Genomic DNA, 19,974 nt, shown 5'->3' on the forward strand with positions numbered 1-19,974 from the left:
CTTGGACTTACGTTTTAAGTTTAAAGTAATTCTTGGAATTCGAAACGAAATTCGTGTTCGTCTTCCGGCGCCGCGCGGCGGATGTGGCCGGCGGTGGGGGCGGGGAAGTGGGCGGGCAGGACCAGCGTGCCGTCGTTGGCGCAGGCTTCCAGCAGCGATTGCCGGGTGCGGCGGGCATGGTCGGGATCGGCGCAGAAGCGCGTGCTCCACTGCGGGTAGCAGCACTGCAGCGGGTGGTGGAAGGCGTCGCCGGTCAGCAGGACGCGCTGGCGCTCGCCCTGGATCTCGACGGCCACGTGGCCGGGCGTATGCCCGGGGGCGGGGACCAGGCGGATGGCCTCGTCGATCCGGTGGTCCATGTCGACCAGGTCGGCCAGGCCGGCCTCGAACACGGGCAGGACCGAGTCGCCCACGTAGTCGCCGGTGCGCACGAGGCCGGGATGGCCCTCGTGTTCCTTCCAGTAGGCCCATTCCTCGTGGGTGAAGAGATAGCGCGCGTTGGGGAAGGTGGGCACCCAGGCCCCGTCCACCCGCCGCGTGTGCCAGCCCACGTGGTCGACGTGCAGATGGGTGGACACGACCACGTCGATGTCCTCGGGGCGCACGCCGGTCGCCTCCAGGCGATCCAGCCAGCCCCAGTGCTGCTGGTCGAAGTCGGCGCGCACCCGCGCCTTGCAGTCGCCCACGCAGGTGTCCACCAGGATCAGGCGGCCGTGGCTTTTCAGCAGAAAGGATTGGATGGAGATGACCAGCCGGTCGGACACCGGGTCGTAGAACCGCGGGGCCAGCCAGTCCAGATTGGCCTGGATGGCCTCGGGGGTCGAGTCCGGGAAGATCTCGGCGGGCCGCAGCAAGGGGCCCTCGGCCTCGACGATGCGGGTGAGTTCGACCCCGCCGAAGTCGAGCCGTGCCGTCATGCGGTGCCCGGGACGTGCTTGCCGGGATGCACCGTGCCGCAGGAGGGGCAGCGGCGCTTGTCTTCGCTGGCGTAGAAGGCTTCGAACAGCGGCGGCAGGTCGGTCACGATGCTCTTGAGCTGGACTTCGACGCGATGTACCAGGTGCCCGCAATGCAGGCAGTACCACTCGAAGCCGTCCAGCAGTCCCTCGGGGCGCTGGCGTTCGATGACCAGACAGGCACTGCCGGTCTCGGGACGCTGGGGAGAGTGGCGCAGGTGCGGAGGCAGCAGGAAGATGTCGCCTTCCTTCAGGTCCACGCGCTCTTCCTTGCCTTCCACCCAGAGCTTCAGGTAGGCGTTGCCGCGGATCTGGTAGAAAAATTCCTCCAGCGGATCGTCATGGTAGTCGGTGCGGTGGTTGGGGCCGCCGACCACGGTGACGATGAAGTCGGAGTCCTGCCAGATCTGCTGGTTGCCGACCGGCGGCTTGAGCAGGTGGGCATTGTCGTCGATCCATTTCTGGAAGTTGAGCGGAAGACCGTATTTGTACATGGTGTTCTCGTTGGGTCGGTAGGTCTGCGCCCGCGAGGCGGGCTCCCGCGCCGGGAGAAGGCGATCGTGGCCTATCGTAGGCCAATTGCAGTCTATGTGAGCCGGGCGCCCGGCGAGAAATAGAAGTTGGCGCCCGGGGTATGCGCATTGGTTATGGCGCATCCGGGCCCAGCCTTCCCAGGGGAGCGTCAGGAGGCGGCGGCGCGCCGGGTGTCGCAGATGCGGTGCAGGTATTCGATCAGGTGCTGGCTGGCGGGCGTGAGCTGCCGGTTCGCCCGCACCGAGTAGCCCACGCGCCCGAACAGGCCGAATTCGGCCAGCGGCAGGAGCTTGAGCAGTCCGTGGTCCAGGAACTGCGCGGCGGCGTCCTGCGGCATCAGGGCGATGGCCTCGCCGCGCAGCAGGATGCCAAGGTTGGTCAGCAGCGACAGCGATTCGATGTGGCGGGGCGGGATGCCCAGCCCGGTGCGGTGGAAGGTCTGCTCCACCGCGGAGCGCAGCGGCGATTCGGCGGACGGCAGGATCCAGGGCAGTTCCATCAACTGGCCCAGCTCCAGGTTCTCCGCGCGCGCCAGCGGATGGTGGGCGCCGACGACGGCGTGCAGCTTTTCCTCGTACAGCGTGTGGTGGGTGAGCGGATAGGCATAGCCCAGCGCGATGTCGCGCTCGGGCAGGCGCCCCACGACGATGTCGAGGTCGCCCGTGGCCAGGGCGGGGAAGAGCTGCGACGAGGGGCCTTCGGAGACGGTGACGCGGATGCCCGGGTGCTCCTGCATCAGCATGGAGATCGCCTCGGGCAGCAACTTGGCCGACGCGGCGATCAGGGTGCCGACGATGACGTGTCCGCTTTCCCCCGTCAGCGCGGCGTTGAGCTCGTCGGTCATGTAGCGCAGTTCGGCCATCAGCGTCTTGACCCGCCGGCCCAGCAGGTGCGCCAGTTCGGTCGGGGCCACGCCGCGGTTGGACCGCTCGAACAGCGGCGCGCCCACGAACTTCTCCAGTTCGTAGATGGCCTTGGTGACGCTGGGCTGCGTCAGGTTCAGTTCATTGGCGGCGCGCGACAGCGACCGGCGCTCGAGCACCCGCTCGAAGATCTGCAATTGATGCAGCTTGAGCTTGTGCCCCAGCGCATTGGGAGTCAGACGGAAATTGGACATGGCGGCCGCAGGGGACATTCCCCCGCGATTATCGCCCATTCCCACTCGCTTACAGTTTCACGCAGACGTTGGTCGGCTCGGTATAGAAATGCAGCGAGTGCCGGCCGCCTTCGCGTCCGATGCCCGACAGGCCGCTGCCGCCGAAGGGCGTGCGCAGGTCGCGCAGGAACCAGCAGTTCACCCATGCCAGGCCCACCTGCATGGCCTGGGCCACGCGATGGCCGCGGGTCAGGTTGGTGGTCCAGACGGCCGCCGCCAGCCCGTAGTGGGTGTCGTTGGCCAGCCGGATGGCTTCTTCTTCGGTGTCGAAGGGAGCGATGTGGCAGACCGGGCCGAACACTTCTTCCTTGATGCAGCGGGCGGTCTCGGGCAGGCCGGTCCAGATGGTCGGCTGGATGTAGGCGCCCTGGTCGCGCTCGTCGCCGAAGGTCGGCACGCCGCCGCCGGTGACCACGGTGGCCCCTTCCTCGACCGCCAGGCGCAGGTAGGACAGCACCTTCTCGCGGTGTTCGTGCGACACCAGCGGACCCATGGTGGTGGCGGTATCCATGGGACGGCCCAGCACCAGCTTCTCGGCTTCCAGCTTCAGGGCGGCGACGAAGCGGTCGTAGATCGGCCGCTGCACGTAGACGCGCTCGGTGCACAGGCAGACCTGGCCGCAGTTGGCGAAGACCGAGCGGGCCACGCCGGCCACGGCCGCGTCGAAGTCGGCATCCTCGAACACCAGCGCGGCGTTCTTGCCGCCCAGTTCGAACGACACCGGCTTCACGCCCGGCGCGACCGCTTTCATGATGGTGCTGCCGGTGGCCGATTCGCCGGTGAAGGTGATGCCGTCGATGTCCGGGTGGGTGGTGATGAATTCACCGGCCGAGTTGGGGCCGAAACCATGGACCACGTTGAACACGCCGGCGGGCAGGCCGACCTCGGCCGCCACTTCGGCCAGCAGGGTGGCGGTCGAGGGCGTGACCTCGGAAGGCTTGGCCACCACGGTGTTGCCGAAGGCCAGCGCGGGCGCGACCTTCCAGGTGAACAGCAGCAGCGGCAGGTTCCACGGCGAGATGACGCCCACCACGCCCAGCGGCTTGCGGTAGGCATAGTTCAGCGCCTGCCGCCCGTCCGGGGTGTCGGTCATGAAGCTTTCCATGTCCAGCGTGCGGGCGATCTCGGCGAAGGCGCGGAAGTTGGCCGCGCCGCGCGGGATGTCGATCTGGCCGGCCCAGCCCACGGGCTTGCCGGTGTCGCCGATCTCGGCCGCCAGGAAGTCGTCGAAGCGGCGTTCGATGCCGTCGGCCAGCGCGTACAGGTAGTCGGTGCGCTGGTTGACCGGCAGCGCCGCCCAGGCCGGCAGGGCCTGGCGCGCCGCCGCCACCGCGGCGTTCACCTGGTCGCGGCTGGCTTCGTGCACGCGCGCCACCAGTTCCCCGTTGGCGGGGTTGAGTTTGTCGAAGGTGCGGATGCCGTCTTCGAAGCGGCCGCCGATGAAGTTGCGCAGGGTTTTGACCGACATGGTGCTGGGTTCCGTTGAGGTTATAGTACGTATACGTCATAATATAGTGGAAACCAGCGCGATCGGTCCATCCCCCCGGGGCATAACAACTTCGGCGCCAGCCATAACCGGTTCGAAGAATCGCCAGGGGGCCCGGCTGCCGGGCGCGCCACATCAGTTAAGATCTCAGGTCCGCTCCGGCCCGTCATCATGAATCGACCTACCGCCCTGCGGCGCCCGCCCGCCGCGCCGTCTCCCGAACCGGAAACCGTGCCCTGCACGGACGCCGTGCGGGCGTTCGAACTGACGGACGTCGTGTCGCACCTGTTGCGGCGCGCGCATTTCCGGGCCGAGGCGCTGTTCATGCAGACCTTCCACGACGAGGACCTGACGCCGCGCCAGAAGGCGCTGCTGATCACCGTCTGCAAGCATCCCGGCGCCACGCAGAACCAGTTGGCCGAGGACATCGCGCTGGACCGCAATTCGCTGGCCGACATGATCAACCGCCTGGTGCGCAAGGGATACCTGCGGCGCCGGCGCTCGGCCGACGACAAGCGCGCCTATGCCGTCACCATCACGCAGGCGGGCGTGGATGTGCTCGAGCGCGTGCTGCCCCGCGACAAGGACGTCGAGGACGCCATCATCGCGGCCCTTCCGCCCGAGTACCGGGCGCTGTTCGTCAAATGCCTCAAACTGATGGCGGGGGTGGGGTCGTGAGCGGCCGCCATTGTCCAGGCACAGGTTTCTCCCGTATATTCGTACGTATACGGCATAAAGGTGTTTTTCTCTTTTCTTCTTCAACTTCCAAACAGGACTACCCATGGGGCAGATAGGACAAGGGGGCGTCGCCGCCGAGGCGATCGCCGGGCTTGCGCAGCGCCTGCGCAGTGCTCATGAAAGCCGCGTCGCGATCGATCCGATCCGCGATCAGTTGCCGGCTGGCGACTTGGATGCCGCGTACGCGGTGCAGCAGGCCAACACCGACCACTGGGTCAAGCAGGGCCGCCGGCTGGTGGGCCGCAAGATCGGCCTGACCTCCAAGGCGGTGCAGGCGCAACTGGGCGTGGACCAGCCCGACTACGGCATGCTGTTCGCCGACATGTCGGTATGCGACGGCGAGGAAGTGCCGCTGTCCAGCCTGATCCAGCCCAAGGTCGAAGCCGAGATCGCCTTCGTCATGGAGCGCGATCTGGTCCAGCCCATGGCCACCATGGCCGAGCTGATCTCGGCCGTCGCCTATGCCGTGCCGGCCATCGAGATCGTCGACAGCCGCATCGCCAACTGGAAGATCAGCATCGTCGACACGATCGCCGACAACGCCTCGTCGGGCCTGTTCGTACTGGGCAACCGGCCGGTCAAGCTGGGCGACTTCGACGCCCGCCTGTGCGGCATGGTCATGGAGCGCAACGGCGACCAGGTCTCGATCGGCGCCGGCGCCGCCTGCCTGGGCCACCCGCTGAACGCGGCCCTGTGGCTGGCGCGCAAGATGGCCGAGCGCGGCAATCCGCTGCGCGCCGGCGACGTGGTGCTGAGCGGTGCGCTGGGCCCCATGGTCGCGGTGCAGGGAGAGGAGATTCTGGAAGCGCGCATCGCCGGACTGGGTTCGGTGCGCGCGGTGTTTGGCGCCAAGGAGCAAGCATGAGCGGTCCGCTGTTGTCCCTACCCGAAGTGGCCCGCGAGCTGGACGAAGCCGCCAGCACGCCGCACGCCGCCGAACAATTCGTCGAGCGCCGCCCGCTCACGCTGGCCGAGGCCTATGAAGTGCAGCGCATGCTGATCCAGCGCCGCGTCGACCGCGGCCATCGCCGTATCGGCATGAAGATGGGCTTCACCAGCCGCGCCAAGATGGTCCAGATGGGCGTGCACGACATGATCTGGGGCCGCCTGACGCATGACATGCGCGTGGACGAGGGCGGCGAGCTCAAGCTGTCGACCCGCGTGCATCCGCGCGTCGAGCCCGAGATCGCCTTCCTGCTGCGCAAGCCGCTGTCGGGCAGCGTGTCGCCGATCGAGGCGCTGGACGCCGTCGAGGCCATCGCGCCCGCGCTCGAGATCATCGACTCGCGCTACAAGGCCTTCAAGTTCTCGCTGGAAGACGTGGTGGCGGACAACGCCTCGTCGTCGGGCGTGGTGCTGGGGGCCTGGCACAAGCCCAGCATCGACTTCTCCAACCTGGGCCTGATCATGTCGTGCAACGGCAAGGCCCAGCAGGTCGGCACCACCGCCGCCATCCTGGGCCATCCCGTGCGTTCGCTGGTCGCGGCCGCGCGCCTGGTGGCGCAGGCGGGCGAGATCCTGCCCGAAGGCTCCATCGTCATGGCCGGCGGCGCCAGCGCCGCCGAGGCGCTCGTGGCCGGTACCTGGGTCGAGCTCGAGATGCAGAATCTCGGCCGCGTGGGCTTCCACGTAACGGCCTGAGGCGGTTCCCGCCGCCGCCGGGCGGCCCCGACAGGGGCTGCCCGATGCCCCTGGCCCGCGCCCGCGGGTGTATGGCCAGGAGCTATATTCCCCATGATTTAATATAACTTTGTGTTATATGAATATGGGGACTTGGTCTGAGCCGACCCGTGGCCAGGTCTTAAAATTCTCAGGATGCCCATTCCCTGCGCACCGCGCGCAATCATCATGAGAATCCTCGCCATTCTTTCCGCCTGGCTGATCGCCTTCGCCGCGCAGGCCGGCGCCCAGGCCGCCCCGTCTCCCATCCTGTCGCCCGACGAATTGAAGGCAGTGTTGTCGTCGCCCTCGGTCACGGTCATCGACATCCGGCCGCCCGCCGACTACCTGCAAGGCCACATCCCCGGCGCCTTGTCCGCCCCCTATGGCTCGTGGCGCGGTCCGGCCAACAGTCCGGGCACGCTGCCGCCGCTGGAGAAGCTGGCCGCGCAGGTGCGCAAGCTGGGGCTGACGCCCGAACGCCATGCCGTGGTGGTGTCCTCGGGCGCGGACGTGACCGATTTCGGCGCCGCTGCGCGCGTGTACTGGACGCTGAAATACCTGGGCCTGAACCGGTTATCCATCCTGAACGGCGGCGTGCAGGCCTGGCAGCAGGCACAGCAGCCCCTGAGCCAGGACGCGCCGGCGCAGCCAGCGCCCAGCCGCTACGAACCCAGGCTGAACACCGCGATCAAGGCCACCCAGGCCGACGTGCTGGCGGGCACGAATGGCGGCGATATCCGCTTGATCGACGCGCGGCCCAGGAACTTCTTCGAAGGCCTGGTCAAGGCGCCGACGGCCTCGGTGCCCGGCACCATCCATGGCGCCACGAACGTCCCGCACAGCGTCTGGTTCGCCCCCGGCAGCACGCGCATCGTCTCGGCCGCCGAGGCGCGCGCCATCGCCGCCCGGGAGTTCCCGGACGCGGGCGGCGACAACATCGCGTTCTGCAACACCGGCCACTGGGCCGCCACCGACTGGTTCGCGCTGTCGGAGCTGGCGGGCCTGCCCAACGTGCGCATGTATCCGGAATCCCTGGCCGACTGGACCAATGCCGACCAGGCCTTGCCCATGGACAATGCGCCGGGCCGGGCCAGCCAGATCTCGGAAAAATTCAAGAAGTTGTTCGGCAACTCGTAACGCGGCGGAGGAATCTTCCTGATGCAAACGACGCTTTCCCAGGCGGGCGCGCCCGCCGTTTCGTCCTCCGCCGCTCCCGCGCTTGGCCAGGCGCGCTGGCCGCTGACCGCCGCCATCCTGCTGGCGGTGCTGGCGCTGGCCTGGTTCGTGACAGTGCGCCAGTCGGTGCTGTTCGTCATCGGCATCGGCATGGGCGGCCTGCTGGCCGGCGCGCGCTTCGGTTTCACCACCGGCTGGCGCCGGCTGATCGAGGCCCGCGACGCCAGCGGCGTGTTCGCCCAGATCGTGCTGTTGGCGGTGGCGGCGGCCATTTCCATTCCGCTCCTGGCGACCTTCCCCGGCGACCTGGCCGCGGCCCTGGGGCCTCCCAGCGTCAGCCTGCTGATCGGCGCCTTCGTGTTCGGCATCACGATGCAGATCGCCGACGGCTGTGGCTCGGGCACGCTGTACAAGGCTGGGCTGGGCATTCCGCTGAACATGGGCGTGCTGCCGCTGTTCGCGCTGGGCAGCTTCCTGGGATCCGTGCACCTGCACGGCTGGCTGTCGCTGGGTGCCGTCGCGCCGGTCAGCCTGGTGCGCGACTGGGGCGCGGGCGGCGCGTTGGCGCTGACCTTCGCCGGCTTGGCGGTTTTCGGCCTGGCGGCCTGGATCTGGAGCCGCAAGGGCGGCGGGGCCGCGCCGTCCTCGCCATGGAACCGCAAGCTGCTGCTGGCCGGCATCGGCCTGGCCCTGCTGGCGGTGGCCAACCTGGTGGTGGCCGGCCAGCCCTGGGGCGTGGTCTACGGCTTCGGCCTGTGGGCGGCCAAGGTGGCGACCGCGGCCGGCGTGTTCGATCCCGCCGCCAACGCCTTCTGGGGCCAGGCGGGCAACCTGCGCACGCTGGACCAGAGCGTGTTCCTGGACGTCACTTCCATCACTAACATCGGCATCATGGCCGGCGCACTGTGGATCGCCGCGCGCAAACCGTCCAGCGGCAAGCCGCTGACGGGCCGCCAGTGGGCGGCCGTGCTGGTCGCGGGCTTCCTGCTGGGCTACAGCTCGCGGCTGGCGTTCGGCTGCAACGTGGGGGCCATGGTCAGCGGTATTTCCACGGGCAGCCTGCATGGCTGGATCTGGGTCGTGCTGGCGTTCGCCGGTTCGCTGATCGGTGTGCGCCTGCGCCGCCGCCTCGGCGTTTGACCGGGAGGACATGGACATGACTACCCGTACTTCCGCCATCCTGCTGTTCTGGGCCGTGCTGATCGTCTTCTTCGCCTGGGACTGGACCCACGCCAGCCCGGTCAACCACCGGAAGGAGCCCGCCATCCTGGCCATAGGCTCGGGGCAGGCACCCAGCGGAGGACACTGCTCGGCGTTCTGATCCGCGTCCCAGGGTTTCTATGTGCAACCATCATGCATATGCAATAGAGTTGCACTAACTTCGGTTTTGAGCAAGAATGCCGCTCGCGGCCGGCAAGGATTTGCCTTGTCGGCGGCCTGCGGCATTTTTGCGCCATCCATGAAGAAGGAACCGTGATGTTGGGAAGGCTGAATCCCCTCGTATTGGCATTGATGAGTGTTTCCTGGGGCCTGCCCGCGGCCGCCTGGGCCCAGGCGGAAACGCCCGCGGTGCCCGCGCCGCAGACCTTGAAGGCGGTCACCGTGTCGGCTACGCCCCTGTCGCGCAGCGAACAGGATCTGGCGGCGCCGGTTACCGTGCTGGACGAGGACGACCTGTTGACCCGGCGTGCCGCCACGCTGGGCGAGACGCTGGAGCAGGAGCCGGGCATCACCTCATCGCATTTCGGCGCGGGTGCCAGCCGCCCGATCATCCGCGGCATGGACGGCGCGCGTGTCAAGATCGTGTCCGACGGCGCCGAGGTCCAGGACGCCTCCACCATCAGCCCCGACCATGCGGTGGGTCTGGAACCCATGCTGTCCCAGCGCGTGGAAGTGCTGCGCGGGCCGGCGGCCCTGCTGTACGGCGGCGGAGCGGTGGGGGGCGTGGTCAACGTGCTCGACAACAAGATCCCCACCGAAATGCCCGAGAACGCCGTGGAAGGCAGCGTGGAACTGCGCGGCGCGACCGGTCCGCGCGAGACCTCGGGCGCGTTCGAGCTGACCACCGGCGGCAAGGGCCTGGTCTTCCACGCCGAAGGGCTCAAGCGCAATGCCAACGACTACAAGGTGGGGCGCGGCTGGGCCGGCGGCAACCGGGTGGACGGGTCGTACAACCATACCGAGACCGGCAGCGTGGGCCTGTCGTGGGTGGGCGACCGCGGCTATATCGGACTGGCCTACACCAGCCAGCGCAACCGCTACGGCCTGCCGGGCCATGATCACGCCTACGAGGGCTGCCACGCGCACGGCACGCACCTGCACTGCCCCGACGACGGCCACGACCATGGCGACGAGGACGGCCACGATCACGATCATGGCGAAGAAGGCGACAGCCACGGCGTGCCTTTCGTGAAGCTGCGCAGCCAGCGCTGGGACGTGCGCGGCGAGCTGCGCGATCCCTTCGCCGGCTTTACCCGGCTGCGTGTGCGCGCCGGTTTCACCGACTACCAGCACGACGAGATCGAGGGCGATACGATCGCCACCACGTTCAAGAACAAGGCGCACGATGGCCGGGTGGAACTGGAGCACGCGCCCATAGGCGGGCTGCGCGGCGTGATCGGCGCGCAGACGACGCGCCGCGACTTCAGCGCGCTGGGTGAAGAGGCCTACGTGCAGCCGACCGTGACGCGCAACAACGGCCTGTTCGCGCTCGAGGAATACACGGTGGGCGACTGGCGCTTCGAGGGCGGGCTGCGGCATGAATGGCAGCGCATCGACGTGCAGGGCGGCGCGCCCGATACCCGGCATCGCGGCACCTCGGTGTCGGCGGGCGCCGTCTGGAAGTTCGCGCCGCAGTATTCGCTGGGGGTGTCGGCGTCGCGCTCGCACCGCCTGCCTACCGCCGAGGAGCTCTATGCCAACGGCCTGCATCTGGCCACCTCGACCTACGAAATCGGCAACGCCAACCTGAAGAAGGAAACCTCCAACAACATCGACCTCACGCTGCGCAAGTTCGCCGGGCCCACCACGTTCTCGGTCTCGGTGTTCCACAACAAGATGGACAACTTCATCTATGGCCGCACGCTGGACGTCTACCAGAACCTGCAACTGCTGGAGTACACGCAGCACGATGCCACCTTCACCGGGCTGGAGGCCAAGGTGCGCCACCAGATCGACCGCATCTTCGCCGTCTCGCTGACGGGCGACTACGTGCGCGCGAAGCTGGACGGCGGCGGCAATCTTCCGCGCATTCCGGCCTACCGGGTCGGCACGCGGCTCGACGCGCGATGGCAGGCCTGGAGCGGCGACGTCGAACTGTCGTACGTGGGGCGCCAGGACAAGGTGGCCGAGTTCGAGACCGAGACGGCCGGCTACACGATGCTCAACCTTGGCGCCGCCTATGAAGGCCGCATGAGCGGGACCCGTTACCAGATCTACGTCCGGGCCAACAACCTGACGAACAAGCTCGCCTACCGGCACACGTCGTTCATCAAGAATGCCGCGCCGCTGATGGGCCGGAACATCGTCATGGGTGTGAGGCTGACGTTCTGATTGTTACAGTGGTGACCGGGGGCGCGGCCTATCCTGGGTGAAGGTTTCACTCGAGAAAGGAGAGCGATATGGAGCAGGCAGTCAAGCCGCAGGCCCCCAGTGCCGAGAAGTTTTCCATCGATGTGGAGGCCATCCGCGCCCGGGCGCGCAAGAACCTGGACGAGGGCGCGGTGACCCAGGACTACGGCGCCGATCGCGGCATCGTGCTCAAGATGCTGAACGAGGCCCTGGCCACGGAACTCGTCTGTGTACTGCGCTACAAGCGCCACTATTTCATGGCGCGCGGCATCCATGCCGATCCGGTCGCGGCCGAGTTCGCCGAGCACGCCACCCAGGAACAACAGCACGCGGACCAGATTGCCCAGCGCATCGTGCAACTGGGCGGCGAGCCGGATTTCTCGCCCGACGGCATGCAGGAACGCAGCCATTCCCAGTACATCGAGGGCAGCACGCTCGAGAGCATGATCAAGGAGAACCTGGTGGCCGAGCGCATCGCCATCGACAGCTACCGGGCGATGGTCCGCTACCTGGGGGACAAGGATCCGACCACGCGCCGCATGCTGGAAGAGATCCTGGCGGTCGAGGAAGAGCACGCGGACGACATGTCCGACCTGCTCGCGCGCGGCTAGCCCCTTAGGCGGCAGGGGGCGCGAGCGAGGCCGACGGCGGGCCGAACAGATAGCCCTGGGCGTATTGCGCGCCCAGCGCCGCGAGGCGGGCCAGGCTGGCCTCGTCCTCGACGCGCTTGAACACCACCTGGCATGAAAGGCCTGCCGCCGTCTCCAGCAGCGGGGGCAATTCGCGCTCGGGATCGTCGACGGTGCGCAGGTCCAGCTTGATGACTTCCGGCGCATGCAGGTGCAGCAGCGCCTGCGCCTCGCCCACGTTGTTGGCGTGGACGCCCGACAGGAAGCCCGCCTTCTTGTAGTTGCCCAGGATCATGCCGGCCAGCAGCACGTCCTGCGCGGCCTCGGCCGGCAATTGCAGCACGATGCGCGAAGGCGGAATGCCCAGTGCCTCGACCATATGGCGGAACGCCTGTCCGTGGTCATGCGTGATGGCGGCCAGCAGCCGGCCGTGGACGCGCAAGTACAGGGGGTGTTCGGCGGCGGCCTTGGAGAAATAATTCAGCGTATGGACCAGGCGGCACAGCCGGTCCAGCCGCACCAGGGTGGCGTCGTCGGCCGCCCGCGAAAACAGGCCCCAGGGGCTGATGACGTCGCCGTCGGTCGCGTGCGAACGGGCATAGGCGTCGTAGCCGGCCACCGTTCGCGTGTCGATCCTGACCACCGGCTGGAAGCCGCTGGCCAGTTCGAATTCGTAGAACCTGCCCAGTACGGTGCCGTCGGGCGCCAGGCGCAGCGACGCATGCAGGTCGGGCCGGCTGGAGAGTTTTTCTATCAGTGTCCGGATTGCCGCATAGGCCACGGAAAGCTCCTGAAGGGGACGCAAGGGATATTTCCCCGAGCGTACCGCCGATCACCATAACGCCAAACGATTGTTTTGCCGATCGGATATTCCTTCCGGTTCTGAAGGCTCAATAGCGTTGGCCAAGCTGCAGTTCCTCCAGCAGGCGGCCGTACAGAGCATGGCGCTGGGGCGCGATCCGGCCGGCCTCCAGGGCTTGCAGCACGGCGCATCCCGGTTCGTGGATGTGGGTGCAGTTGTAGAAGCGGCAATGGCCCAGGTAGGGCGAGAACTCGGGGAAGCCCTTTACGATCTGCGCGCCGTCCAGGTGCTGCAGGCCGAAGGCCTGGAATCCCGGCGAGTCGATCAGGTCGGCCCCCGCGGCGAGCGTGGCGGGCAGGTGATACAGCCGCGTGCTGGTGGTCGTGTGCTTGCCCGCGCCCAGCGCCTGCGAGTGTTCCTGGGTGGCGGCCAGGGCATCCGGGACCAGGGCGTTGAGCAGCGTGGACTTGCCCATGCCGCTCTGGCCCAGCAGCAGGCTGGTCCGGCCGGCCAGCAGGGGCGCCAGCGCGGCCCGCGTGGCGGCGGTATCGCGGGCGCTGAGTTCCAGCACCGGCACGCCAAGCGCCTGGATGGGCGCCAGCTTGCGGCGGGCGGTGGGGAGGCCGGCCGTGCGGTCGACCTTGTTCAGGATGACGATGGGGGAGATGTCGGCATTGAAGGCGCCGACCAGCGCGCGGCCCACCAGTTCGTCGGAGAAGTCGGGCTCGGTGGCCACGACGATCAGCAACTGGTCGACGTTGGCGGCGAACTGCTTGGTCCGCATCTCGTCCGAGCGGTAGAGCAGGTTGCGGCGCGGCAGCACCGACTGGATGGCGCCTTCGGCCGGCCCCTCGGGCGCGACCTCGACCCGGTCGCCCACGGCGGCCGTGCCTTTCTTGCCGCGCGGGTAGCATTGGCGGGTCGCGCCGTCATCGCATTCGACCGTGAAGTGGCGCCCGAAGGCGGCCACGACACGGCCCTGCAGGCCGGCACCCGAGGCGCGCCGCGGCGGCTTCATGATTCGTAGCGCGCGTCGATCTTGGCCGCACAGATGAAGTCGTTGATGGAAATGCCGCCTATCTCGTGCGTGGTGTAGTGCACGCGTACCCGACCGCGTCCCACCAGCATCTCGGGGTGGTGGTTCTCCTGGCCGGCGACTTCGGCGACGGCGTTCACGAAAGCGATGGCGCGGGCATAGTCGGCGAATTCGTAGTCGCGTTCCAGGACCTCGCCGCGCCGCGCCCAGATGGGCAGGACATGGATCTGCTCGTCGATGTGGGCCGAGCTCATCGGCGCCCGGTTCTTCATGGGCACGCAGCGACCCGAGCGCAGCTGTTCGATACTCAATACGCGATTCATGCCGTTTCCTGGAGGCGGTCGAGTGGGACGGCATGCGGCGCGGCGGCCCGCAGCCGGCCGATGCGTATGCCGGCGGGCGGGTGCGAGTCGTAGAAGGCCGAATGCACGGGGTCGGGGGTAAGGGTGGCGGCGTTGTCGTCGTAGAGCTTGACCAGCGCCGAGACCAGGTTCGCCGGATCGGTCTGCTGGCTGGCGAAGCGGTCGGCCTCGAACTCGTGCTTGCGCGAGTACCAGCTCGCGAGCGGAATGAAGGCGAAGGTGAAGACCGGGGCCACGAGGAAGAACAGGATCAGGGCCAGGCCGTCGTTGTGTCCGTCCAGCAGCGGCACGGTGCCCAGACCGGTGTAGAACCACACCTGCCGGGACAGCCAGCCCAGCAGCGCGAAGAACACCAGCGACACGCCGAAGCTGAACGCCAGGCGCTTGAGGATGTGCCGGTGCTTGAAGTGGCCGAGCTCGTGCGCCAGCACGGCCTCGATTTCCTCGGGAGCGAGACGGGCCAGCAGCGTGTCGAAAAAGACGATGCGCTTGCTCTTGCCGAAGCCGGTGAAATAGGCGTTGCCGTGGGCCGACCGCTTGGAGCCGTCCATGACGAAAAGCCCGTTCAGGGCGAAGCCGGTGCGGCGCGCCAGCGCCTGGATGCGCTCGGCCAGCGCCTGGTCGGCCAGCGGCGTGAACTTGTTGAACAGAGGCGCGATGACGGTGGGAAACAGCAGCATGACCGAAAGGTTGAAGACGATCCACAGGCCCCAGCCCCACAGCCACCAGTAGGTGCCGGCGCCGGCCATGAGCCACAGCAGGGCCGACAGCAGCGGCAGTCCGAACACCACGGCCAGCGCGAGACCCTTCAGGGTATCGGCAGCGAACAGCCGCAAGGTCATCCGGTTGAACCCGAACCTGGCTTCCAGTACGAACTGGCGCCACAGGGTGAAGGGAAGGTCCAGCAGCGAGAGCAGGGCGGCGGCCATCGCGACCAGCAGCAACTGGCGCACGAAATCGGACGAGGCCAGCGAGGCGGCCAGCTCGTTCAGGGCCTGGAGCCCGCCCAGCAGCGTCAGGCCGACCAGCACCGCCGTATCGAACAGCAGCGCGACGATGTCGAAACGGATGCGGGCGATGGTGTAGTCGGCCGCCCGCCGGTGGCTGGCTTCCCCGATGCGGTCGGCGAATTCGGCGGGGACGCGATCGCGATGTAGCGCGACGTGGCGGGTCTGGCGGGTGGACAGCCACAGCCGGGTGGCGACGCCGGCCAACAGCATCAGGACGAACAGCAGGGTAAACACGATGACGGCTCGTAGTCAGGGGGGCATACGCGCAAGCCCCGACGGATCCCGACACGGGTCCGGAAAGCGCAGGCGCCAGCCTGTGAGAAAATTGCCATTTGTGCCCGCGCCGCCCTCATGGCGCCGCGCGCGCGATCATGCATAGTTCCGGAGCACCGATTATATGGCGTTGAACGAAAATCACCTGGTTTGGCTCGACATGGAAATGACGGGCCTGGATCCGGAAAAGGAAAGGATCATCGAAGTCGCGGTGGTCGTGACCGACGCCCAGCTCGAAGTGGTGGCCGAAGGGCCGGTCCTGGTCGTGCACCAGTCCGACGAACTGCTCGACGGCATGGACAACTGGAACAAGGCCACCCACGGCCGCAGCGGGCTGATCGACAAAGTGAAGGCTTCCTCGCTGACCGAAGCCCAGGCCGAGGACACCCTGCTGGCGTTCCTGGGCCAGTACGTGCCGGCCGGCAAGTCGCCCCTGTGCGGCAACACCATCGGCCAGGACCGCCGTTTCATGGTCCGCTACATGCCCCGGCTCGAGGCCTTCTTCCACTACCGCAACCTGGACGTCAGTACGCTGAAAGAACTCTGCCGCCGCTGGAAGCCCGAGATCTACAAGGGCTTCGAGAAGAAAAGCCGGCACGAGGCGCTGGCCGACATCTACGAGTCCATCGACGAGCTCAAGTACTACCGCGAGCACTTCCTGCGCGTCTAGGTCCGGGACTGCGCCAGCGCGGGGCCGGCCTGCCGCCGGGCGGCCACCCGCCAGTAGACGTACTGCAGCATGAGCGACGAGACCGCCATGCTGAAGGTCGCCATCAGCCACATGGTCCCGGCGCCCGTGGGCGCGCCGGGCATCAGCACAGCGACCAGCCCGCCCAGCGCGCCGGCACCCGGGCCGAATGCCAGCCACCATCCTCCCAGCAGGCCGATGCCCCACAGCGCGCCGGCCTGGATCAGCATGGGCCCGACCGCCATCTTGTAGGCGCGCAGCAGGTAGCTGGTCATGCACTGCAATGAATCGAACAGATGGAAGAAGGCCAGCATGCCCAGCAGGCCCAGCGCCACGACGCCGACCTCGGCATCGCTGGTGTAGGCCTGGACGATGGGGCCGCGCGCCAGGATCACGACCGCGATCGTCAGCAGCGCGCCGGCGGTGCCGACCATCAGTCCGGCCGAGCCCGTGCGGCGCGCGCGCAGCGGGTCTCCCGAGCCGATGGCCTGGGCCGTGAGTGCGCCGGTCGAGACTCCCAGCGCCAGCGGCATCATGAAGCACAGCGCGACCAGGTTGGCCATGATCTGGTGCCCGCCGGTGGCGTAGATGCCCTCGCGCGCCACCAGCAGCGCCATGAAGGTGAACGACGTGACCTCGATCAGGTAGGAGCCGCCCATCGGAAGGCCCAGCCGCAGCAGTTCCCCCAGCGTCTTGCGGTCGGGGCGGCCGATGCGCAGGCCGAATTGCCGGTAGAACGGGTCGCGTCGCAGGACGAGGACGCTCAGGCCCACGCTGATCCAGAACACCAGCGCGGTGGACAGCCCCGCGCCCACGGCGCCCAGCGCGGGCAGGCCGAACTTGCCGTAGATGAAGAGCCAGTTGAACAGCGCCTTGAAGCCTATGCCCGCGATGTTGATCATCATCACGACCTTGGGCCGCGACACCGCGGTGTTCAGGGCGTACACAGTGCGGAAGACCAGCGCGGCGGGCAGGGCGACGATCAGCATGGCCAGATAGCCGCGCACCTGGTCCCGCACGGCCGGGTCGACGTTGCCGGACATCGCCAGCCAGGTGTCCGGAAACAGCATCGCCAATCCGCCCACCACCGACAGGCCCAGCGACAGCCAGACCGCCTGGCCCCAGGCGCGGCCGATCTCGGCCAGCCGGCGGCCGCCGAAGTGCTGGGCGGCGATGGGGATCAGCGCGTGCAGCACGCCGGTCAGGCCGATGAACACGGTGACGTAGATGGACACAGCCAGCGCCATGGCGGCCAGCGCCACGGGCGACGCATGGCCGGTCATCGCGGTGTCGAGCACGCCGAAAGCCATGCTGGCCCACTGGCCGACCAGGACCGGCCAGCCCTGCTGGAGGATGCGGCGCAGGGTCGCGCCCCAGCTGGAAGGCGGCGCGAGCCCGGTGTCGGTCACGAAACGGGGCGTCCGGCCGGGACCGGACGCAACAGGATGAAGTATTCCCGGAACTGCGGGGCGCGGCGGAATTCCGCCGCGCGGGTGCCTTCCCACAGCACGCGGCTGCCGGCGTATTCGCCGCGCTGGAGCGCGTTCCGCAGCACGCTGGCGCTGCCTTGCAACAGGACCAGCGGGCAATCTCCGGACAGCTCGAAGCGCAGGTTGTCGAACACCGCGAACGAGGCGCGCTGCGACAGCCCCAGGCCGGAACTGCGCACGCATTCCTGCCTGCCGGTGCGCGCCTGCTCGGCGGCCAGCGCGTGGGCCATGCCGTTCGAGACTTCGCGGTAGCTCTTGTTGTAGTTGATCGAGGGCAGCCACAGCGTCATGATCAGCAGCCAGCACGCGACCACGCCGCCCGCCGACAATACCGTTCCGCGCCACAGTCCGGTGGGGCGCGAGCGGAAGCGCCAGATGATCAGCGCGATCCAGGCCACGCTGGCGGCGACCGCGGCGGTGAAGGCGAACAGCGAGAAATCGGCATCGAAACCCGGGGTCTGGCGCGCGATGTTGCGGGCGATCTTGGGCGGCACGCCGGTCATGATGGCGATCCATCCCATCCAGACCACGCAGGCCGTTGCCGAGAACACCATGACGGCGAACCAGTCCAGGGCATTGATCAGGCCCCGCCGCAGCGTGGGCAGCGCAAGCGCGGCCAGCATCGCGCAGGGGATGACCAGCGCCAGGTATTCCGCGTCGACCGGCTCGCGGGTGGCGAACAGCATGGCCAGGCCCGCCAGCATCAGGGCCACCGGGATCTGCACGTGGGGCGAGCGCAGATAGCCGCGCCACCGCCACAGCGCCAGCAGCGCCAGCGGCCCGGTGGGCCACAGGAACCAGGGCATGTTGCGCAACACGTCGGACAGCCCGCGCGGCGTCAGCATGCCGAACACGCTGGCGTTCCAGTGCCACCAGCCGCTCATCCAGTAGGGGTGGAGCTGGGCCGTGGCGACCCACCAGGCCAGCGACAGCGCCAGGCCGAGCGGCAGGCTGAACAGGGCGATCCAGCGCGCCGCCGGCCGCAGCGCCGGGCAGGTGCCGGCCAGGACGGCGACGGCCAGCAGTTGCGGCATGACGGCGGGGAAACCGCGCGCCAGGAATGCGCCGCCCAGCGCCAGCCCCAGCGTCAGCGCGCCGGAGCGCGGGTGGTCGAGCATGCGGGCGAGCGAATAGAAGGCAAGCGCGTGGAAGGCCAGGGCGGCCGGTTCGGCGGACGTTTCGTGGGACCGCCACAGGATGCCCAGGGTGGCCAGGAACAGAAGCAGTGCGGCGTCGGCCAGCATGCGGCCGTAGTCGCGCGGTTCCGGCTGGCCGCCGAAAGGCAGCGCCAGCGGCTGCGCCTCGGCCCGTCGGCCCAGCAGGTAGGCGCCGTACCAGAGACTGGTGCTGGCGATGCCGAACCAGATCAGGTTGGGGATGCGCCCGGCCAGGATATGGCCCAGCAGCGGCGAAAAAATGGCCATGCACAGCGCGCCCACCCAGGTCGCCAGCGGTCCTTCCTGCGACACCGCCACGCCGGCCGCCTCGGGCGCCAGCCATTGCGCCCAGCCGCCGTCGTAGGCGGACCACATCTGCGCCAGGCCGATGACGTCCTCGCTTTTCCAGGGCTCGCGCATGACCAGGCCGGTCACGATGTACAGCAGGCACAGGGCCAGCAGGCCCCAGCGCGGGAGCTTCGTGGCCGCGAGCGCGGTCAGCCGCGCGGGGGTGGGCGGCAGGATGGACGTATGGAAGGGCGACGGGAATCGGTGGGGCATCGAACCGCTGGGATTACCTAACAGGCGACAAGACGGATTCTAGTGTCCCGGCAGGCCGCGACACGCAAAAAAAGGCGGAATGCGAGGCCGGATTGCAAGCAATTGCAGCGAAGGGGCGGATTTCCGCGTTGCGAGCCCCGGCCGGGCGCGCGGGAAAGGTCGACCACAGAAAAAAGGCAGCCCGCAGGCTGCCTTTTTCGTGGCGCGGGACGGTGCGATCAGGCGGACGTCTTGCCGGCGCCGGTGGTGCGGGCGAAACGGGCGCGGAACTTCTCGACGCGGCCGGTTTCGACGATGCGGGTTTGCGCGCCGGTGTAGAACGGATGCGATTCCGAGGTCACGTCGCACTTGAACAGCGGGTAGGTCTTGCCATCGAGTTCGATGGTTTCACGCGAGTTCAGGGTCGAGCGGGTAACGAACTTGTTGCCGGTCTGCAGATCCTGGAACACGACGTCGCGGTATTCGGGGTGGATGCCTTCTTTCATGGTCTTCCTTGGGAGTATGCGGGTCGCCAGCCGGGACGAAGGTTTGCGCCTTGGGGCGGTTTTTCCTTAGGGGCGGCTTCCGTGATGACTTGCTGGACGGAGCGCCGGTCCGACAACGTGCCCAATTTCTAGAGCTAAGCCCTGAATTATCGCGGGATTCCCGGATTTGTGCAATCAGCGCGATGTTTTTGGCGCATTTCGCG

The 19,974-nt window shown here is 67.9% G+C and carries 20 protein-coding genes; 9 read left to right on the forward strand and 11 right to left on the reverse strand.

The genetic code is table 11. From position 1 onward, the window contains the following. Positions 1–20: 20 nt before the first annotated feature. The 4 genes from EV675_RS25540 to EV675_RS25555 all read right to left on the reverse strand — a co-directional run bounded on the left by EV675_RS25540 (position 21) and on the right by EV675_RS25555 (position 4,114). Positions 21–917, reverse strand: coding sequence for an MBL fold metallo-hydrolase (locus tag EV675_RS25540; RefSeq protein ID WP_130361246.1), 897 nt, complete (start codon positions 915–917; stop codon positions 21–23). Next, the gene (locus EV675_RS25545; RefSeq protein WP_130361248.1) at positions 914–1,450 is read right to left on the reverse strand and encodes a 3-hydroxyanthranilate 3,4-dioxygenase; all 537 of its coding nucleotides are present in this window, start codon (positions 1,448–1,450) and stop codon (positions 914–916) included. Before EV675_RS25545 ends, EV675_RS25540 begins: the two co-directional genes overlap by 4 nt. Positions 1,451–1,638: 188 nt before the next feature. Continuing rightward, on the reverse strand, positions 1,639–2,607 hold the full coding sequence (locus tag EV675_RS25550) for a LysR substrate-binding domain-containing protein (protein WP_130361251.1): 969 nt from the start codon (positions 2,605–2,607) through the stop codon (positions 1,639–1,641). A gap of 49 nt (positions 2,608–2,656) precedes the next feature. Then, the gene (locus EV675_RS25555; RefSeq protein WP_124690481.1) at positions 2,657–4,114 is read right to left on the reverse strand and encodes a 2-hydroxymuconic semialdehyde dehydrogenase; all 1,458 of its coding nucleotides are present in this window, start codon (positions 4,112–4,114) and stop codon (positions 2,657–2,659) included. A 189-nt stretch (positions 4,115–4,303) separates the two neighbouring features. Here EV675_RS25555 and EV675_RS25560 point away from each other — a divergent pair, with 189 nt between their 5' ends. The 8 genes from EV675_RS25560 (at position 4,304) to EV675_RS25590 (ending at position 11,889) form a co-directional block, all read left to right on the forward strand. After that, positions 4,304–4,810, forward strand: a complete 507-nt coding sequence (locus tag EV675_RS25560; RefSeq protein WP_130361253.1) for a MarR family winged helix-turn-helix transcriptional regulator — start codon at positions 4,304–4,306, stop codon at positions 4,808–4,810. 103 nt (positions 4,811–4,913) lie between these two features. Continuing rightward, positions 4,914–5,735, forward strand: a complete 822-nt coding sequence (locus EV675_RS25565; protein ID WP_124690479.1) for a 2-keto-4-pentenoate hydratase — start codon at positions 4,914–4,916, stop codon at positions 5,733–5,735. Continuing rightward, positions 5,732–6,511, forward strand: coding sequence for a 2-keto-4-pentenoate hydratase (locus tag EV675_RS25570; protein ID WP_130361255.1), 780 nt, complete (start codon positions 5,732–5,734; stop codon positions 6,509–6,511). Before EV675_RS25565 ends, EV675_RS25570 begins: the two co-directional genes overlap by 4 nt. A 207-nt stretch (positions 6,512–6,718) precedes the next feature. Next, positions 6,719–7,669: a sulfurtransferase gene (locus EV675_RS25575; protein ID WP_130361257.1), complete on the forward strand. Its 951-nt coding sequence runs from the start codon at positions 6,719–6,721 to the stop codon at positions 7,667–7,669. 21 nt (positions 7,670–7,690) lie between these two features. After that, positions 7,691–8,848: a YeeE/YedE thiosulfate transporter family protein gene (locus EV675_RS25580; RefSeq protein WP_130361259.1), complete on the forward strand. Its 1,158-nt coding sequence runs from the start codon at positions 7,691–7,693 to the stop codon at positions 8,846–8,848. A gap of 16 nt (positions 8,849–8,864) precedes the next feature. Beyond that, a complete protein-coding gene (locus EV675_RS29790) occupies positions 8,865–9,029 on the forward strand; it encodes a hypothetical protein (protein WP_165404773.1) in 165 nt (54 codons plus the stop codon). Positions 9,030–9,184: 155 nt separating this feature from the next. Beyond that, the gene (locus tag EV675_RS25585; protein ID WP_130361261.1) at positions 9,185–11,260 is read left to right on the forward strand and encodes a TonB-dependent receptor domain-containing protein; all 2,076 of its coding nucleotides are present in this window, start codon (positions 9,185–9,187) and stop codon (positions 11,258–11,260) included. Between the two features lie 68 nt (positions 11,261–11,328). Next, the gene (locus tag EV675_RS25590; RefSeq protein WP_130361263.1) at positions 11,329–11,889 is read left to right on the forward strand and encodes a ferritin-like domain-containing protein; all 561 of its coding nucleotides are present in this window, start codon (positions 11,329–11,331) and stop codon (positions 11,887–11,889) included. 4 nt (positions 11,890–11,893) lie between these two features. On the opposite strand, the gene EV675_RS25595 is transcribed toward EV675_RS25590, so the two are convergent. The 4 genes from EV675_RS25595 to EV675_RS25610 all read right to left on the reverse strand — a co-directional run bounded on the left by EV675_RS25595 (position 11,894) and on the right by EV675_RS25610 (position 15,327). Beyond that, positions 11,894–12,688 (reverse strand): EAL domain-containing protein, encoded by a 795-nt coding sequence (locus EV675_RS25595; RefSeq protein WP_165404774.1) that lies wholly within the window; start codon positions 12,686–12,688, stop codon positions 11,894–11,896. A gap of 109 nt (positions 12,689–12,797) precedes the next feature. Beyond that, positions 12,798–13,727, reverse strand: a complete 930-nt coding sequence (gene rsgA / locus EV675_RS25600) for a ribosome small subunit-dependent GTPase A (protein ID WP_130361267.1) — start codon at positions 13,725–13,727, stop codon at positions 12,798–12,800. Continuing rightward, a complete protein-coding gene (locus tag EV675_RS25605; RefSeq protein WP_130361269.1) occupies positions 13,724–14,068 on the reverse strand; it encodes a 4a-hydroxytetrahydrobiopterin dehydratase in 345 nt (114 codons plus the stop codon). Before EV675_RS25605 ends, rsgA begins: the two co-directional genes overlap by 4 nt. Next, positions 14,065–15,327 (reverse strand): M48 family metallopeptidase, encoded by a 1,263-nt coding sequence (locus EV675_RS25610; protein ID WP_130361940.1) that lies wholly within the window; start codon positions 15,325–15,327, stop codon positions 14,065–14,067. Before EV675_RS25610 ends, EV675_RS25605 begins: the two co-directional genes overlap by 4 nt. Positions 15,328–15,514: 187 nt before the next feature. Here EV675_RS25610 and orn point away from each other — a divergent pair, with 187 nt between their 5' ends. Then, on the forward strand, positions 15,515–16,060 hold the full coding sequence (gene orn / locus EV675_RS25615; RefSeq protein ID WP_130361271.1) for an oligoribonuclease: 546 nt from the start codon (positions 15,515–15,517) through the stop codon (positions 16,058–16,060). On the opposite strand, the gene EV675_RS25620 is transcribed toward orn, so the two are convergent. The 3 genes from EV675_RS25620 to EV675_RS25630 form a co-directional block, all read right to left on the reverse strand. Next, on the reverse strand, positions 16,057–17,487 hold the full coding sequence (locus EV675_RS25620) for an MATE family efflux transporter (protein ID WP_130361273.1): 1,431 nt from the start codon (positions 17,485–17,487) through the stop codon (positions 16,057–16,059). The genes orn and EV675_RS25620 overlap by 4 nt on opposite strands. After that, entirely contained in the window at positions 17,484–19,286 is a 1,803-nt protein-coding gene (locus EV675_RS25625; protein WP_130361275.1) for an ArnT family glycosyltransferase, read from the reverse strand. The genes EV675_RS25620 and EV675_RS25625 overlap by 4 nt, the downstream gene beginning before the upstream one ends. A 218-nt stretch (positions 19,287–19,504) precedes the next feature. Next, on the reverse strand, positions 19,505–19,771 hold the full coding sequence (locus tag EV675_RS25630) for a type B 50S ribosomal protein L31 (RefSeq protein ID WP_124690467.1): 267 nt from the start codon (positions 19,769–19,771) through the stop codon (positions 19,505–19,507). Positions 19,772–19,974: the final 203 nt, after the last annotated feature.

It is taken from the genome of Pigmentiphaga kullae (assembly GCF_004216695.1).
GTDB classification, from domain to species: domain Bacteria; phylum Pseudomonadota; class Gammaproteobacteria; order Burkholderiales; family Burkholderiaceae_B; genus Pigmentiphaga; species Pigmentiphaga kullae.